At 32.8% G+C, this 17,290-nt stretch carries 20 protein-coding genes and 1 tRNA gene; 11 read left to right on the top strand and 10 right to left on the bottom strand.

Annotated elements, in window-relative coordinates; genetic code table 11:
• Positions 1-58 precede the first annotated feature (58 nt).
• Positions 59-577, bottom strand: coding sequence for a YtxH domain-containing protein (locus IQ05_RS02530; protein ID WP_144889513.1), 519 nt, complete (start codon positions 575-577; stop codon positions 59-61).
• A 318-nt stretch (positions 578-895) separates the two neighbouring features.
• Complete coding sequence (locus tag IQ05_RS02525; RefSeq protein ID WP_086452912.1) at positions 896-1,795, bottom strand: NifU family protein; 900 nt, start codon at positions 1,793-1,795, stop codon at positions 896-898.
• Positions 1,796-1,958: 163 nt separating this feature from the next.
• Here IQ05_RS02525 and IQ05_RS02520 point away from each other — a divergent pair, with 163 nt between their 5' ends.
• Together IQ05_RS02520 and IQ05_RS02515 are read left to right on the top strand one after the other, a co-directional pair.
• On the top strand, positions 1,959-2,954 hold the full coding sequence (locus IQ05_RS02520) for a PorP/SprF family type IX secretion system membrane protein (RefSeq protein WP_144889511.1): 996 nt from the start codon (positions 1,959-1,961) through the stop codon (positions 2,952-2,954).
• A gap of 6 nt (positions 2,955-2,960) precedes the next feature.
• Positions 2,961-3,476: a gamma carbonic anhydrase family protein gene (locus IQ05_RS02515; protein ID WP_144889509.1), complete on the top strand. Its 516-nt coding sequence runs from the start codon at positions 2,961-2,963 to the stop codon at positions 3,474-3,476.
• A gap of 6 nt (positions 3,477-3,482) precedes the next feature.
• On the opposite strand, the gene murI is transcribed toward IQ05_RS02515, so the two are convergent.
• From murI to IQ05_RS02475, 8 genes are all read right to left on the bottom strand, one after another.
• Entirely contained in the window at positions 3,483-4,262 is a 780-nt protein-coding gene (gene murI, locus IQ05_RS02510) for a glutamate racemase (protein ID WP_144889507.1), read from the bottom strand.
• Positions 4,263-4,371: 109 nt separating this feature from the next.
• Positions 4,372-4,872 carry an OmpH family outer membrane protein gene (locus tag IQ05_RS02505; protein ID WP_144889506.1) on the bottom strand — a complete coding sequence of 167 codons (501 nt, stop codon included), beginning with the start codon at positions 4,870-4,872 and terminating at the stop codon, positions 4,372-4,374.
• A 21-nt stretch (positions 4,873-4,893) separates the two neighbouring features.
• Entirely contained in the window at positions 4,894-5,889 is a 996-nt protein-coding gene (locus tag IQ05_RS02500; protein WP_144889504.1) for an OmpH family outer membrane protein, read from the bottom strand.
• A gap of 33 nt (positions 5,890-5,922) precedes the next feature.
• Positions 5,923-8,652, bottom strand: a complete 2,730-nt coding sequence (locus IQ05_RS02495) for a BamA/OMP85 family outer membrane protein (RefSeq protein ID WP_144889502.1) — start codon at positions 8,650-8,652, stop codon at positions 5,923-5,925.
• Positions 8,585-9,325, bottom strand: coding sequence for an isoprenyl transferase (locus IQ05_RS02490; protein WP_144889500.1), 741 nt, complete (start codon positions 9,323-9,325; stop codon positions 8,585-8,587). Before IQ05_RS02490 ends, IQ05_RS02495 begins: the two co-directional genes overlap by 68 nt.
• 2 nt (positions 9,326-9,327) lie before the next feature.
• Positions 9,328-10,002 carry a type IX secretion system protein PorG gene (gene porG, locus IQ05_RS02485; protein ID WP_144889498.1) on the bottom strand — a complete coding sequence of 225 codons (675 nt, stop codon included), beginning with the start codon at positions 10,000-10,002 and terminating at the stop codon, positions 9,328-9,330.
• A gap of 170 nt (positions 10,003-10,172) precedes the next feature.
• Positions 10,173-11,057, bottom strand: coding sequence for an NAD kinase (locus IQ05_RS02480; RefSeq protein WP_144889496.1), 885 nt, complete (start codon positions 11,055-11,057; stop codon positions 10,173-10,175).
• A gap of 61 nt (positions 11,058-11,118) precedes the next feature.
• Entirely contained in the window at positions 11,119-11,778 is a 660-nt protein-coding gene (locus IQ05_RS02475; protein WP_144889494.1) for a CBS domain-containing protein, read from the bottom strand.
• A gap of 112 nt (positions 11,779-11,890) precedes the next feature.
• On the opposite strand from IQ05_RS02475, the gene IQ05_RS02470 reads away from it, so the two are divergent.
• The 9 genes from IQ05_RS02470 (at position 11,891) to IQ05_RS02430 (ending at position 16,973) form a co-directional block, all read left to right on the top strand.
• Positions 11,891-12,604: a pyridoxine 5'-phosphate synthase gene (locus tag IQ05_RS02470; RefSeq protein ID WP_144889492.1), complete on the top strand. Its 714-nt coding sequence runs from the start codon at positions 11,891-11,893 to the stop codon at positions 12,602-12,604.
• Positions 12,605-12,638: 34 nt separating this feature from the next.
• Positions 12,639-13,397 carry an alpha/beta fold hydrolase gene (locus IQ05_RS02465; protein WP_144889489.1) on the top strand — a complete coding sequence of 253 codons (759 nt, stop codon included), beginning with the start codon at positions 12,639-12,641 and terminating at the stop codon, positions 13,395-13,397.
• A 56-nt stretch (positions 13,398-13,453) separates the two neighbouring features.
• Positions 13,454-13,798 (top strand): phage holin family protein, encoded by a 345-nt coding sequence (locus IQ05_RS02460; protein WP_144889487.1) that lies wholly within the window; start codon positions 13,454-13,456, stop codon positions 13,796-13,798.
• 86 nt (positions 13,799-13,884) lie between these two features.
• Positions 13,885-14,256: a hypothetical protein gene (locus IQ05_RS02455; RefSeq protein ID WP_144889485.1), complete on the top strand. Its 372-nt coding sequence runs from the start codon at positions 13,885-13,887 to the stop codon at positions 14,254-14,256.
• Positions 14,257-14,402: 146 nt separating this feature from the next.
• Positions 14,403-14,756, top strand: a complete 354-nt coding sequence (locus IQ05_RS02450) for a heavy-metal-associated domain-containing protein (protein WP_144889483.1) — start codon at positions 14,403-14,405, stop codon at positions 14,754-14,756.
• 80 nt (positions 14,757-14,836) lie between these two features.
• The gene (locus IQ05_RS02445; protein WP_144889481.1) at positions 14,837-15,307 is read left to right on the top strand and encodes a TlpA family protein disulfide reductase; all 471 of its coding nucleotides are present in this window, start codon (positions 14,837-14,839) and stop codon (positions 15,305-15,307) included.
• A 4-nt stretch (positions 15,308-15,311) separates the two neighbouring features.
• Positions 15,312-15,818: a heavy-metal-associated domain-containing protein gene (locus IQ05_RS02440; protein WP_144889479.1), complete on the top strand. Its 507-nt coding sequence runs from the start codon at positions 15,312-15,314 to the stop codon at positions 15,816-15,818.
• Entirely contained in the window at positions 15,818-16,624 is an 807-nt protein-coding gene (locus IQ05_RS02435) for a hypothetical protein (protein ID WP_144889477.1), read from the top strand. Before IQ05_RS02440 ends, IQ05_RS02435 begins: the two co-directional genes overlap by 1 nt.
• A gap of 277 nt (positions 16,625-16,901) precedes the next feature.
• Positions 16,902-16,973: transfer RNA gene (locus tag IQ05_RS02430), tRNA-Glu, on the top strand.
• The last annotated feature ends 317 nt before the right edge of the window (positions 16,974-17,290 follow it).

The following is a 17,290-nucleotide window of genomic DNA, read 5'->3' as shown; positions in this document are numbered from 1 at the left end:
CAATACGAGAAGGTTGGATTTGTGGGTCAAAAATACAATTATTTTACTTTTTATTAAATTAATCTGCGTCTTCTTCGATTTTATTTACAACTTCTTTTATTTCTGTTTTAGCAATTTCTTTTCCGTCGTCAGCTAAAGCTACAGTTTTCTCAGTTGTATTTTCAATCGCTTTTTTGGCATCTTCGGTACCGTCAGCAATTGCATCGCTAGTGTGATTCAATTTTTCTTTTACAGTATCCGTAAGGTTTTCTAAAGTTTCTTCGGCTTTATCAGCAAATTCAGCTACTTTTTCTTTTGCTTGTCCAGCAAACTCTTCTGCTTTATCAACAATAGGTGCTGCGTGTACTTTAACTTTATCAATGGTTTCTTCGGCAAAGTTTTCTGCCTTTTCAAGGTAAGGAGCTGCAGCTTCTTTGGCTTGCTCTAGTTTGTCTTCAATAAAATCTTCGGCTTTATCTAGGTAAGGTGCAGCATTTGCTTTTGCTTGTTCTAGTGTTGCTTCGGCTTTATTGGCCAATTCAGTCGTGGTTTCTTTGGCAGAGCCAAATAAATTTTTAAAAAAAGAGGTTAGTCCCATGGTATTTTTTATTTGATTAGTCCTACAATGTTAGTGATTTTTTTTCAATTATAGTTTAACCTATTATTAATAATTTATTGAAAATCAGTTGTGAAATGTATGTTATTTGTCAAAAGTATTGATTTTACTCATTTTGTAGGATGTTGATTTTGGGAATAACCAGACCTTTTATTTTAATTGGAATGAGAATTTGAATCGTGCCACTACTTTATATTCTATATAAAACACAAAAAAGCGCTTCGATAGAAACGCTTTTTTAAATAAATAAAGTTTATAATACTCTAGGGTTTAATCTATGCTAAACCATAGTAAAAGTACTTATGCATTAACGGCTTCTACTTTGATACTTTCGTCATTTAGCATGCTTTTTAACATGTTTTCGATACCGCTTTTTAAAGTAAAAGTTGATGATGGACAACCACTACAAGCTCCTTGTAAAATAACTTTTACCAGTTTTTCCTCCTCATTGTACGAGTCAAAAGCTATATTACCTCCATCAGCCTGAACAGCTGGTTTTACATATTCTTCTAAAATATTTATAATTTGTTGCGACGTGGTGTCTAAATTATCAAACTCTTGCGCCTTGATAGTTTCTGTTTCAGTAGTGCTTGCAATGTAGCTTTCATCTAGTACAATACCCCCGTTTTCAATATATTGTTTGATAAAACTTCTCAGTTCTAATGTGATTTCTTGCCATTCATTGATATCATATTTTGTAATTGAAATATAATTTTCATCAATAAAAATCTCTTTTACGTAAGGAAATTTAAATAATTCCTTTGCTAAAGGTGAAGCACTAGTTTGATCTATATTTTTAAATTCTACAGCATTTTTGGTCAACATTTTACTAACTACAAATTTTAATGCAGCTGGATTTGGAGTAGTTTCTCCATAAACATTAACAGGTTGCTTTTTTGTAGTAGTTTCACTTTTAGTTACAATTACGCCTCCGTCTATTATAAATTGTTCAATCTGCTCTGCTACTGCGTCCTTGACATCATCCCATTCTACAATGCTAAATCTTTCGATTGCAATAAAATTACCGGAGATATATACGGTTTTTACAAAGGGTAAATAAAATAATTTTTGAGCCAATGGCGAATCTTTAGCTTCGTCAATATTCTTAAACTCAAAATTTTCATTTTGTGTTATAAAATCTTCAAACTCAAATTTTAGTATAGTTGGGTTTTGCGTTTCTTTTATGGTGATTTTGCTCATGATTTTTGAAATTTTTACAAATTTACTAAAGTTATTTTCTATGAATACCTATATTTGATTTTTTAAAGAAGAAATTAACTTTTGTTGTCTAGTTTATGGTTTCAAGATTTGATTTTACGCAATTATAGCCAGTGAATTCATTTGGTGAATTAAATTATTTTCGATGTATCAAAAACTTACTGTTTTACTTGTTTTTTTCTTTTGCCAATATTCTTTTGCTCAAGAGGGAATTCCTGTTTATTCCGATTATCTATCTGATAATTATTACCTTCTTCATCCTTCTATGGCAGGTGCCGCAAATTGTTCAAAAATAAGACTTACTGCTCGTAAACAATGGTTTGATCAGGAAGATGCTCCTGCTTTACAAACACTCAGTTTTAATGGTAGAATAAGTGATAATGCTGGTGCAGGTATTATTGTTTTTAATGATAAAAATGGATTTCATTCTCAAAAGGGTGTGAAACTTACTTATGCTTATCATTTGATGTTTTCTAGAGATGAAGTAGATCTTAATCAACTGTCTTTTGGTATGAGTGCGGGTTTTATTCAAAGTCAACTAGACCAAACCTCTTTTTTAGAGCCAGGACAAAGTGATCCCTCTGTAGATGGAACTGTGATCCTTAAAGAGGCATATTTTAATACCGATATTGGTTTATCTTATAATTATCTTGATTTTTATGCTCATGCTACTGTAAAGAACGCCATCGAATCTAAAAGAGCAATTTATAGTGATTACGAAAGTGACAATCTAAGAAAATATATGATTAGTGCAGGCTATAATTTTGGTAATCCAAAAGGATTGCTTTGGGAACCATCTGTTTTGTATCAACAAGTAGAAGCTACAAATGAAAAAGCAATAGATTTAAATTTGAAAGTTTATAAAAACATTGATTTTGGACGTTTGTGGGGTGGTCTTTCGTACAGACGTAGTTTAGAAGGAGCACAGTTCAATGATAACGGTGTCATTGGAACCCAAAAATTACAATATATTACCCCAATTGTGGGGTTGAATGTTAATAAGTTTATGTTTGCATATACCTATTCTCAACTTTCGGGAGCCGTGCAGTTTGATAACGGTGGTTACCATCAAATTACCTTAGGGATTGATTTATTTTGTAAGCCAGCTAAATATTCATGTAATTGTCCAGCCATAAACTAATTTTTTATGATCATAAAATCGGTTCTAGGAAAAACTCCTGCTATACCTGAAGATTGCTATGTTGCAGAAAACGCTACCATTGTAGGCGATGTGAAATTTGGAAAAAATTGTAGTGTTTGGTTTAATGCTGTAATTAGGGGTGATGTAAATTTTATTACTATAGGAGATAAGGTAAATATTCAAGATGGTGCAGTTATTCATTGTACCTATAAAAAGCACCCCACAATTATAGGGAATAATGTTTCTATAGGGCATAATGCTATTGTGCACGGTTGTACCTTACACGACAACGTTTTAATAGGTATGGGAGCTATAGTTATGGATAATTGTATTGTAGAAAGTAACTCTATTGTAGCTGCAGGGGCTGTGATTACTCAAAACACAGTTGTAACTTCGGGCTCTATTTGGGCGGGAGTACCAGCCAAGAAAGTTAAGGATATTGATCAGTCTGATTTTGCTGGCGAAATTGAACGTATTTCTAATAATTATGTGATGTACTCAAGCTGGTTCAAAGAAGAGTAACTTCCTTTAAAAGTCTTTGCTAATGGCTGTAAAATTATTGCCAATAATTTCTTGAAGCACTTTTGGATTCGTATTCGTGTAAAATATATTTTCAGACCCTGAACTAGAAGTAAAACCTACTTTTTCTCGTAGTACGTTTTGAGTTTGTTTGGCTACAGCCTGACCTGAATCTATAATTTGAATGTGATCAGGAAGTATTTTTTTTATTTGCGGAATCAAATAGGGGTAATGGCTGCAACCTAGTACAAGATAATCAATGTTTTCTCGAATCATTGGTGCAAGATAAGATTTTAGTAAAAGAGTCATTTCTGGGGAGTTTATCTGCCCGTTTTCTATCAATTGAACCAAGCCGTGTCCTACTTGTTCAATTATTTTTGTATCCTGATATTTTTCAGTTGTTTTATTAAAGAGCTCACTATTGAGAGTCCCTTGTGTTGCTAAAATGCCAATTACTTGTGTTTTTGAATGCGTAACAGCTGGTTTTATAGCTGGCTCTATGCCAATGAACGGAATAGTATATTTGGCTCTTAATTCTTGAATGGCATTTGTGGTAGCGGTATTGCAAGCCACTACTATTAATTTACAACCCATATCTATTAAAAAATCAGTGTTTTTCATGCTCAAGGCAATAATCTCTGATTTTGATTTTTGACCGTAGGGAGCATTTTTGCTATCGGCAAGATATATTGTTTTTTCATTTGGAAGTAATGCGTGTATAGCACTCCATATAGAGGTGCCACCTATTCCTGAGTCAAAAATTCCTATCGGCTGATTGTTGTAGTCCATAGTAACAAAGTTATGTGCTTAAATTTAATATTGCAATACTGTATTGAAACAAAAAACTGCTCAAACTTTAATAGTAGGAGCAGTTTTTATAATTTAAAGCTTGATTTTTTTAGAAACCTAAATCTTTTTTAACATCAGCTGTCAAGTTTGGTCCGTCAGCAAGTAATAAAGAAGATCCATCAACGATATATTGAAAACCTTTTGCTTTACCAATTTTTTGGATTGAAGCTCTTACTTTTTCCATAAGTGGTTTCATGATATCTGATTCTTTTTGTTGCAATTCTTTTTGAGCATTGTCTCTGTAATCAACAATTCTTTTTTGCATGTCTTGTACTTCTTTTGAACGTTCACCGTTTATAGCTTCAGTTACTGTAGCAGCTTCTGCTTCGTACTTTTTTAATTTCCCTTGGTATTCCTCTACCATTTTTTTGTATTCAGCATCGTATGTACCACTCAATTTATCTAATTGTTTTTGACCATCTAATACTGCTGGCATTTTTGTCATAATTTCACTTACATCAACATGAGCTGTCTTTGCTTGTGCATTAACGGTTTGGTTTGCTCCTAACATTAATAGTGCAGCAATTAATAGAGTTTTGATTTGTTTCATCGGTTTTAAAATATTAAGTAATTAATTGTTATTTGTGTTCTTCTTTTGTAAATCTTCTTTTGCTTTTCTTTGAGCTTCTCGATCTTCAAGGATTTTTTTCTTTTTATCCTCTAAAGCTTTCTTGCGCTCTTCAAAAATTTTCTTTTTCTCTTCGGCTGAATTTAATTTTACTTCCTCCGTTTTTTGGGTCGTTTTAGTTGCTTCATTTGTTGCGGTTTTAGTTGCGTCATCTGAAGTTGGTTTTGCTAAAACCGTGCCATTTTTTTTAGCCAATCTTTCCTCTTGAATTCTTTTTTTGTTGTCCTCGAACTCTTTCTTCTTTTGCTCTTGCAATGCTTTGCGCTCCTCAAAAGCTTTGTCTCGAGCCGTCTTTTTCTCCTCTAGAACTTTTTTTCTCTCTTGAACAAGCTCGTTATCAGCATCGGCATCTTCTTTACTTTCCCTTGCCTCAGCATCTTTAAGCTGTTTTTTTGTGAGTTGCTCTCTTTTTTCAGCACGTGTAAGTACTCTTAAAACTTGATCGCTAATATCGAATTTTTTTGCGGCAAAAAGCATGGTTAGGTCCGAAGATTTATCAAATATAAAATCATACTTCAATCGGTCTGCAATATCTTGGACTGCTGTGAAAACCTGATCTTGAATTGGTTTTATCAGTGTTTCTTTTTGAGCTATTAAATCTCCGTTGGGACCAAATCTCTTTTGCTGATACTCTAAATTTTCATTTTCAAGAAACCGAATTTCTGTTTCTCTTTCTTCAATTAGCTCTTTTGTTAATAATGTTTTTTCGGCTTTTAATGCTTCCTTAAGCGTGTTGATTTCATTTCTTTTGGTGTCAATCTCAATTTTCCATTTTTGAGTTCTTTGTTCCAATTGATTTTTTGCCTCAATATAATCGGGTACATTTTGTAAAATATACTCCATATCTATGTACCCAAGTTTTGTTCCTTTGACTTGTGCATTCAATCCGTGGAAAACAAATGCAAATACTACAAAAACGACTATAAATTGTTTTTTCATAATGGTACTATTTTAAGTTGCAAAAAATGATGCTTAGAACTGTTGGCCTATAATGAAATGCGTTTCCCATCCATTTGCTTTGGCTTGTCCTGGAAGTGCATCAAATCCATGACCAAAATCAATTCCTAATAATCCAAATGCGGGCATGAAAACACGCAATCCAACACCCGCTGATCTGTTTAAAGAAAATGGGTTATAGGCTTTAAAATCTTTGTATGCTGAACCCGCCTCTAAAAATCCAAGTGCATATATAGATGCTGATTGTTTTAATGTGATAGGGTAACGTAGTTCCATTGAAAACTTGTTAAATACTGTTCCACCTATTTGTTCTCCTCTTTCATTTGTAGGTGTAAGAGAGTTGTTAGGATAACCGCGTAATTGAATGTTTTCACGTCCATCCATCGCAAAGTTTGCTAATCCGTCTCCACCTAAATAATATCTTTCAAACGGAACTGCTCCACGATCTTGATTGTAGCTTCCTAAAAATCCAAACTCTGTTAATAAACGCAATACTAATTTACCATAAATTTTGGTATACGTATCAGCTTTGAATTTTACTTTATAGTATTCTAACCAGTTGAACCTTTTTTGGTCAACTTTACTTGCATCGGCTGCAGCCAAATTAAAATCAGTTACTTTATTACCATTAGCATCAACATAATCGCCAATGTTTACTATGTTTCCATTAGCATCGGGTACATTTTGTCTGTCTACTGTATTCTTTAATTTGTATTCTTCTTGATTGCCCAGGTTAGCATAATCTACTCCATTAAACAAAGAATAAGGAGGTGTCAGTTTTGCTGAAAGGCTAACCTCTGATCCGTATGTTGGGAAAATAGGGTTTACACCTTTACTGTTTCTTGTAAGTCCTATAGTGTATGATAAGTTTCTTGAAGTTCCGTTACCAAATGTAAACAAACCAGTGTTGTAGTTGTTTAACGAATAGTGCTGGTAACTTACAGATTGGGATAATACAAAGAAATCATCTGGCACAGTAAGTCTTTTTGCAAGACCTACAGATAATGTTAGGATATCAAAACTTCTTGTTTTATCTGCTCTTTGTGTAATAAAATTGTTCAAAAATTGTTTACTGTATGATAGTGATGAACTAAAAGATACTGGTTTTTTACCTCCAAACCAAGGCTCTGAAAATGATACACTATATGTTTGAAAAAAGGTACTAGCTTGCAAACGCAGTGAAACTTTTTGTCCGTCTCCCATAGGTAATGGCTTGTATGCTTCTTTTTTAAACATATTTCGAGCAGAAAAATTATTAAATGATAGTCCAAGTGTACCTATGAAACCACCACCACCATAACCACCTTGAAGTTCAATTTGGCTAGATCCTTTTTCTACAAGATTGTATTCAATATCTACCGTTCCTGCTCCTGAATCTACATTTTTAAATTTCGGATCAATAGCTTCAGGATCAAAAAATCCTAATTGTCCAATTTCACGAACCGTACGTACTAATTCGTCTTTACTGTACTTTTCCCCTGGTTTGGTTCTTAACTCACGGTAAATTACTCTGTCATTAGTTTTGTCATTTCCTACTACTGAAATTTTGTTAAAATAAGCAATAGGTCCTTCGGTGATTCTAATCTCAAAATCAATGGTATCGTTTGCCGTTTTAACTTCAACAGCATTTACATTGGAAAATAAATAACCATTATTTTGATATAAGTTTGTTAAGTCTTCAGCATCTGGTTTAGACTTGTCAGCAATTCTTTTTTCAAGTAAAACGCCGTTGTATGTATCTCCTTTTTTAACTCCTAAAACTCTAGCTAAACCTTGATCAGTATAGACCGTATTTCCAAGAAATTTTATGTTTCCAAAGTAATATTTATTTCCTTCTTCAACATTAATTTTTATGTTTAAGAGGTTTTTGTCTTTATTGTACACTATAGAATCAGATACTATTCTAGCATCTCTAAAACCTTTTTCTTTGTAAGAAGCTATTACTTTTTCAAGATCTGTTTTGTATTTGTCTTTAATGTATTTTGAAGGTTTTAAAAGACGAGTCAATTTCTTTTGTTTTGTATCTTTCATTGCATTTCGTAGTTTTTTGTCACTTATTTTAGTGTTTCCTACAAAATCAATACTTTCTATTTTTACCTTGTCACCTTTATCAATGTTTACAAGCATATTCACTTGATTGATAGTCGTGGTGTCTTTTATGGTGTTGATGTTAACTTTAGTGTTATAAAAACCATCTTTCTTATATTTATTTTCAATATAATTTTTAGTGGTTGTTATTAAATTCTCATTAACAACTTTCCCTTTTGTAAGAGAGTTGTCTTTGATCAGTTCTTCTACTTTAGCTTTTTTAACACCTACAATTTTTACTTCACCTAGTTTTGGTAGTTCAACAATGTTTAAATCAAGGTAAATACTATCGTTTTGAATTCTATTTATATAAAAAGAGATTTCATCAAATAAGCCAAGCTTGCCTAGTTTTTTTATAGCAGTACTTACTTCTTCTCCAGGAATTGTAATTTCTTGACCTTTTTGTAGTCCTGTAAAAGTAACTACAGTCTGACTGTTAAAACTAATATCGCCTACAACGGTAACATCAGCTAATATGTATTTTTTTCCTTGATCAAAAGGAACTCTTTCCTGCGCTTTTACTTGTGTAAAACACCCGAAAATTAATACGCTAAGGGCTAATTGTATGCTTTTTTTTAACACTAAAAAATTATTTAATTTGTTCACTTGTTTTTCCAAATCTGCGTTCTCTTTTTTGATAACTAATGATAGCCTCATATAAATCTTGTTCTTTAAAGTCTGGCCACAATATATCAGTAAAATATAATTCTGCATAGGCTATTTGCCACAACAAAAAATTACTTATCCTATGTTCTCCACTTGTTCGTATTAATAAATCTACCTCTGGTAAATTTTGCGTGTAAAGATGCTCATTAATAATGGAATCGTCAATATTGTCTATTGAAATTATATTATTTTTAACTTTACTACAGATGTTTTTTACGGCCGAAACGAGTTCTTCTCTTGAACCATAGCTTAGCGCCAAAGTCAAAGTCATTTGAGTATTGTTTTTGGTCTTTTCAATAACGTCAAGTAATTCTTTTTGAGCTGTTTTAGGGAGTTTTTCTAAGTTGCCTATTGCGTTAAGCTTAATGTTGTTTTTTTGCAGTGTGTTCAACTCTTTCTTTAAGGAATTTATAAGAACCTTCATTAAGGTTTCTACCTCAAGCTTAGGTCTATTCCAGTTTTCAGTAGAGAATGCGTATAATGTTAGGCACTCAATGCCTAATTTTGCTGTAGCTTCAATAATAACTTTTACTGATTTAGTACCGCTTTCGTGACCAAAAGCGCGTAAAAATCCTTGTTGTTTTGCCCAGCGTCCGTTACCATCCATTATGATGGCTAGGTGTTTGGGTAATCTAGTGGTGTCTATATTCTCTAATAAATTCATTTTTATTCTGTGCAATAACACGGTTTTTGTCCAAAAGTGTATGTAAGACTTACTCCTGTAAAAACATACCAATCGTTATTATTTATATTCCCAAAATTTTGATTAAAACTACCGTCTATATTATCGGTAAAGGTGTATCGAGCACCTGTTTCAAAAGCTAATATGATATGTGGTGTAATGTTTGATTTAACACCTATTATCATTGGTATTGCAACAGACTTTTTTCTTTCTGTTCGTCCATTTACAGTTAAGCCGGTATTACTGTTGTTTAAGTCATAATCAGCAAAGATATAATTAATACCTGATGCCACATACGGAGTAATTTTAGTAGATGATTCATGAAGATTAAAGTCAAAAAAATTGAACTCTAGACCTAATGATAGTTCTTGAATATTTGTTTTAAAATCATAACCTCTGTTAGTTCTACTTCCTTCTTTAGAATCTTGGTCTCTAGCAGTAAGATGAGATTGATTGTATGAAAACCTGTAGGAATGTCTAGGACTTTTATTCCATTTGTATAAAAAACCAAAAGCAGTTTCATTTGGTGCAATATAAGTTGTTGTACCTACATCACCTACGTAATTGCTACCGCCCATAAAAACACCAACCTCATGTATTTGAGATTGTACTTCAGTAAAGGGAATAATAGATAATAATAAATAAAAGATCTTCTTCATTAACTCAAAAATTGCGTGCAAATATAATAATTATCAATTCGATACAATGCCCAATCTGTTAAATGTGTATTTTTTTAATAATTCACATAGTAACGTTCTTTAAACAAGGCGTTTGTTTCTTTTAAACGTAAAAAACTGATAAAATCGTATAGCCTTTTAAGTAAAATGATTTAATTGCGCTTGTCTTGACCCCAAAGTAATTTGTTACGAAGTGTTTTTAGGAAAGTTTCTTCGGGTATTTCAACCATATTAATTTGAAATGGTGTTTTATTTAAGGTTAATATCGATTCATTTTTTATAGAGGTAACTCTTGAATCTAATGAAACCAAATAATTTTCTTCTCTTCCAGATACTTTTAGTCTGATTTCTGTTTCGTCTGGAACTACAAGTGGTCGTGCCGTGAGGTTGTGTGGTGCAATTGGTGTAATGACAAGACTTTTTACATCAGGAGTTAATATTGGTCCACCACAACTTAATGAATATCCAGTTGATCCAGTTGGGGTTGATATAATGAGGCCGTCTGCCCAATATGAATTTAAAAACTCTCCGTTTAGATACGTGTCAATAGTGATCATAGAAGTGGTGTCTTTTCTGCTCACTGTTATTTCATTCATTGCAAAATTAATTTCCTCTATGGCCTCGTTTGAGGGTGTGCAGGTTAATGTTAATAGAGTCCTTTTTGAAATGGTATATTTTTTATCAATTACAAATTGCATAAATGCTGCAATATTTTCCTTTTGTACTGTAGCTAAAAAACCTAGTCTGCCCGCATTTATACCTAATATTGGAATGCCAGAGTCTCTCACTAGTGTAGCAGCTCTTAATATGGTTCCATCTCCACCTATGCTTATCAACATATCAAAACTAGTGTCTAATTCAGTGTGTTTGCTAAAGGTATTGTATGTTTTTTCTACAATTTTCTTATCGTTTAATGTTTTTAAAAATTGAGCTTCAATAACCATTTCAACCTTTTTTTTATTGAAAAAATCAAAGATATCATTGATAATTGGTTCTGTGCTGTTTTGATAATATTGACCGTAGATAGCAACTTTCATATTTTTTGAATAATCGTTTTATGGAATAATAGGTATAGCCCTTTTTGAAGTGAAATTTTCTCTAGATATTGAGGTATTTGTCTAAATAATCAGAGCGTTCTTTTAAGTTGTTGATGTAATTGTCTTCTTGGTGGTCTGATAAAATCTCGTAATTATATCGTCTAAAGGTTTGAATGATTTCGTTCATAGCGCCCAAAGAAATTTTTAAAGTAACCACAATGCTATCAACTGCTGCTTCCGAAACGAATAAGCCAAGCAGTTTACCATTATTGCTTTCTACGATTTGAGTGATCTGACTCATCGAGTATTCTAGCACGGGTTTTTTTACTACAATGATTCCTCCTGGTTCTTTTAAAAATGGGGTGTCGTGAAAATAACGCATAACATCCTCCATTTCATAATACCCAACATAAGTATTGTTTTCATCTAGAACGGGAACTAAATTTGTTTTGTTTCTAGCAAAAACTTCAAGTACGTCGAGCCACACCATATTAGTTCTTGTAAAAAAACCTTCAAGGGTGAAGCGATAATCGGCTACTTTTTTAGTGCTATCAAATGTTTCTATATCCTTTGATGGAATGCTACCTATATATACACCCTCATCTACAACAGGAAAGTGAGAGTAGTGGAGCTCACTAAAAAAATCCTGAACCGTAGCTATAAATTCTTGTTTGTCAATAGCCTTAAAATCGTTGGTTATAAACTCTGTAATTTCTGTCATAAATCAATCCGCAATATTTCTTGCAAAATAATCAAAAATTAGCAAAATCTCCTAAGTTTTACTTTGTATTTTTGTAATCATAAATATAACTATCAAAACAAAAGCGATATAAATGACAAAGTTAAGTGTGAATATTAATAAAATAGCTACGTTACGTAATGCTCGCGGTGGTAATGTGCCTAATCTTTTACAGGTAGCCATAGATCTACAAAATTTTGGTGCACAAGGAATAACAATCCATCCTAGACCTGACGAACGCCATATTAGGTATCAAGATGCACGTGACTTAAAAGCAGTTGTTCATACAGAGTATAATATAGAAGGAAATCCACAGCACAACTTTATCGATTTGGTATTAGAGTGTAAGCCTACACAAGTAACCTTGGTTCCAGATGCTATTGGGGCTATTACTTCATCTGCAGGTTGGGACACGATTGCAAACCAATCCTATTTAACAGAAGTAATTCAGGAGTTTCAGCGTCACGGCATTCGAACATCTATTTTTGTAGATCCCATTGCTGCCATGATTGAAGGCGCTCAAAAAGCAGGAACCGAAAGAATAGAATTATACACCGAGGAATTTGCGCACCAATACAGTTTGGGGAACAAAAAAGGAATTGACCCTTACATTAAAGCGGCTGAAATTGCTAACCAACTGGGATTAGGGATTAACGCGGGTCATGATTTAAGTTTAGATAATATTCAGTTTTTTAAAGAGAATATTCCGGGTTTACTGGAAGTTTCCATTGGTCACGCCTTAATTTCGGAATCTCTTTATTTAGGATTTGATAATGTGGTGAATATGTATTTAAGAAAGTTGAAGTAAATAAGAGTCAATTAAGTTTAAAAAATAATAGCATATGCTTTTTTCAAAAATAGAAGGTTCAGGGCAACCGCTTTTAATTCTGCATGGATTCTTGGGCATGTCAGACAATTGGAAATCATTGGCAACGCAATTTGCAGCTCATTTTCAAGTTCACACGCTAGATCTTCGCAATCACGGTAGAAGCTTACATTCTAGTGAATTTAGTTATGCAATCATGGCACAAGATGTTTTTGAGTATTGTCAAGCGCATGAGTTGTCCTCTATTTTTATTATTGGGCACAGTATGGGTGGCAAAGTAGCTATGACACTGGCTACAACACAACCGCAATTGATTAGTAAGCTAATCGTTGCAGACATAGGTCCAAAACTGTATCCTCAGCATCATCAACTTATTTTAGCGGGCTTAAACGCTGTTGATTTTTCTAAGAAACCAACTCGTAATGATGCCGAGACGATTCTTGAAAAATTCATTCCGGATTTTGGTACAAGACAGTTCTTGTTGAAAAACTTGTATTGGAAAGAGCCTGGTCAATTGGCTTTTAGATTTAATTTGGAAGCTTTTAATCAAAATTTAGACCAAATAGGCCAGCCGTTGCCAGAAAATGCAATATTTACGCAGCCTACTTTGTTTATAAGAGGAGGTGATTCAAATTATATTTTGGACACTGATTTTAGTACCATAGAACATCATTTTCCTATGGCAACCGTTGAAACAATACCTAAAGTGGGGCATTGGCTGCATGCCGAAAACCCTGCAATGTTTTATGACAAAGTAATTTCTTTCTTGGAATAGTTTCAAAAATCTGTAAAAATTATTACTTTTAATTTAATTTAAAAACCATTTATCCCATGAATTTACTTCTAAAAATTATCATCACATCAGTAATAGTTTTAATTCTTGCAAACTTTTTACCTGGCGTTTACGTAAATGGATTTACAACAGCTTTGATTGTAGCGGTGGTTTTAGGATTGTTAAATATTTTTATCAAACCTATTCTTGTTCTTCTAACATTACCGGTTACAGTGCTTACATTAGGATTGTTCTTGTTGATTATTAATGCGCTTATGATTGTATTGTGTTCACAAATTGTGGACGGGTTTAAGGTAGAGACCTTTCTTACGGCAATAATTTTTAGTGTGTTATTATCAGTTTCTCAGTCAATAATGAATGGATTGTTAGGGATTAGCAAGTAAAAATTAAAATTTAACACTCATTTAGCAATAATATGCTCTATTGTAATTGGTTAATAAAATATCTTTGTATTCGATAATAAATAAAAATGTCAAAAAACCTATACATATTACTTTTAGTTGTTTTTGGATTCTTTTTGAGTCCAACAACAACTATGGCTTGTAATAAAAAAGGGGAGATGGCGTGCTGTGCTAAAAAAAGCATAGTCAAAAAAGAAAAAACAGATTGTTGTTCTAAAAAACAATCCTCTAAAAAAGAATCTCACGAAGGTTGTAATGGCGCTTGTAAAAGCATTACATGCGGAGGTTCTTTCGTTTATCTAGGAATGACAAATAGTATTCAATTGGAATTTAATAATCCGTTATTTGATTTTTCAACAAAAAAGCAGGACTTTTATTATTCTAAGATCTTCATATCCTCAGGATATAGATCCATCTGGCTTCCGCCAAAAATAGCATAATTGTATTGGTGACAGCCAAAAATCTGTCTTGTCAAAAAAAATTAGCTTAAATTAATTCCAAAATTTGTCGTGTCATTTATTCAACAATACATTTTTATGTAGTGCTGATGTATTTGGCGGCATTATATCTCAAAAAATAAATCAAGATGAAAACAATTCATAAAATTTTAGTTGCCTTAGTAATAATGTTATCAGTAACAGTAAGTGCACAAAGTACTAATAAAGTGACCAAAACAGTTAAAATTTACGGAAACTGTGGTATGTGCAAAAAAAATATAGAAACGGCTGGTGGTCAAAAAAACGTAGCAAAGGTGCAGTGGGATACTGAGACTAAAATGGCAACATTAGTGTTCAATCCTGCCAAAACAAACCAAGAAGAAATCTTAAAAAGAATTGCTGCAGCTGGTTATGATAGTGATAATCACAAAGCTCCAGATGCAGCTTATGATGGTCTTCACGGATGTTGTCAATACGATCGAGTTGCTAAAAAGCAAGAATAAAACATATTAATTCAAACAAGTACCTACTTGTTAAGCCATGCTTTGCTCAATAAGTAGGTCTGTTTTAAGCCGTAAACAAGATGAAAAAAATAGTAATAATACTCAGTATAGTTTTTAATTTGGCTACGGCCAATGCTCAAATTAAAACCGGTGATGCGTTGCCAAATGTACAGTTAAACAACGATAAGGACGTTGCAGTAACTCTTGAATCATTTAAGGGTAAAGTAGTTTTAGTTGATTTTTGGGCGTCTTGGTGTGGACCATGCAGACAAGCCAATAAAAAATTAGTACCTTTTTATAATGCTCATAAAATTGAAAATTTTGAAATAGTAGGGATTTCATTGGATACCAATAAGGCAAAATGGATTGCGGCTATCGAAAAAGATAAATTGGCCTATCCGCAATTGATAGATGCAAAAGGTTTTGATGCAAAAACAGCATTGCTTTTTGGAGTAGAGGGATTGCCAAGTTCTTATTTGTTTGATGTTTCAGGTAAATTAGTAGCAACAAACCCAACAGAGGAAATTATTCTAACCTTTTTAAAAAAATAATAAGATGTTTAGAAATAATTTAAAAGCAATCATGTCTATTGGCTTAGTTCTGCTATGCGGTTTTACCAGTTTGGCTCAGATGCAAAAAGCCGAAATTAAAGCGACAGGTTTAACATGCTCAATGTGTTCGAATGCTATAAATAAGCAATTAAAAGCGATGAATGGAGTAGCCAATATAAGTACGGATTTAAATACAAATTCTTTTTTTGTAGCCTTTGAAAACAACAATGCCATTACGCCAAAAATGTTGAAAGATGCTGTTGAAAAAGCAGGTTTTTTTATAGGTTCGCTAGAGGTGGTGCTCTCGCCAGATGATCTCAAAAAGAAAGAGTCAAGTTACATCATACTAGATGAAAACGTATCGAATAGCACAACGGATACTAAGGTAAAAGTCTATGACAAAGGATATTTAACGCATAAGGAATTTAAAAAAATGCAAAAAACATTTTCAAAAGTCCCTACTTATGCACTTGATAATGAAGAAGATTATCATATTAAAAGAGTTTTATAATGAAGTTATTTAGTGCGGTATTACTACTGTTTGTAACGATTATTAATGCTCAAGAGCTTTTTGTTGTCACGGATCCTGCAAGTAACGTACCTGCAGGTTCTTTAGGAATTCGTTTAGGACAATCTATTTTTAAAAAACAAATGGAGTCAGGATACAACTACCACATGATGCCCGAGGCTACCTTAGGAATTAATAAAAATGTGATGGTTCGTACAACGCTTTTTGTGAGCAGTAGAGAAAATCAATTAAACACAGAAGGAGCCAGTATTTATGCTAAATACAGGTTTCTTTCAACTGATGATGTGCAAAGTCATTTTAGGATGGCAGTTTACGGACGTTATAGTTTTAATAAGGCTGAGATTCATCAAGAGCAAATTGAAATTCAAGGACAAAACACAGGTTTTGAAACTGGATTGGTAGCCACGCAGCTCATCAAAAAAGTAGCTCTTAGTTCAAGTTTAAGTTTTGAAAAAGCGTATGATAACAAACCTAATTATAACTTTCCAGAGAACTTAAGTGACTATGCTACTAATTACACATTTTCTATTGGTAGATTGATGTATCCTAAGAAATACACTAATTTTAAGCAGACCAACATTAATACAATGATTGAGTTTTTAGGACAAACATTGAATAAAAATGGAAAATCATTTCTAGATGTAGTGCCGTCTGTTCAATTTATAATAAACAGTCAAGCAAGGATTGACCTTGCTTATAGATATGAATTGTATAGTTCTATGATGAGAACAGCTCCTAATGGTGTTTACCTTAATTTAGAGTATAATTTTTTTAATATTTTAAAGTAAAATAAAGAGGCACAATTCAGTTGATTCTTTAGTGAACTGGATTGTGCTTTTACTTGGATACTGCTTTTTAATGTTTATTTTTTTAGAAAGGATCAAGTCTAAGAGCTCTTATTTGTTTTGAACCCTATTTTTTAAATAAATTGCTTAAATTTTTAGTGATTATAAATCAAACAGTTGCGAGTTTTGTTCCATGTAATTCTTATTTTTTTATAAAAAGCAGCAATTTTTTTTTGGATTTTAAAAAATAGTTTCTATTTTTGCACCCGAAATAAAAGCAGGCCCGTTCGTCTATCGGTTAGGACGCATGGTTTTCATCCATGTAAGAGCGGTTCGATTCCGCTACGGGCTACAAACTTTCAATTTTGATGTATTAGGTCAATAATTCACGCACAAACTAAAAGCCTCGATAAAATCGAGGCTTTTTTTGTTTAAGAAAATCTATGCGTTTCCTGACTTGGGTAGAGTCAGAAATCTATAGATGGATTCCTTAAGCTTGTAGCAAAAAGGTAAAGAACAATCACTTCAAGAATTTATATTCAGGAAATGGTCTTTTTATAAGATTTTGAAGGAAGAAATTGGGTAAAAAGGGTCTCGATAAAAAGCTTGGTTGGCTTATAAAAATTTTATAATTTTGCATTCCGAATTTATAATGTAAATTAAAGAAGA

It is taken from the genome of Flavobacterium tiangeerense, assembly GCF_007830355.1.
GTDB lineage: Bacteria > Bacteroidota > Bacteroidia > Flavobacteriales > Flavobacteriaceae > Flavobacterium > Flavobacterium tiangeerense.
This window is presented reverse-complemented; position numbering and strand designations above follow the sequence as displayed.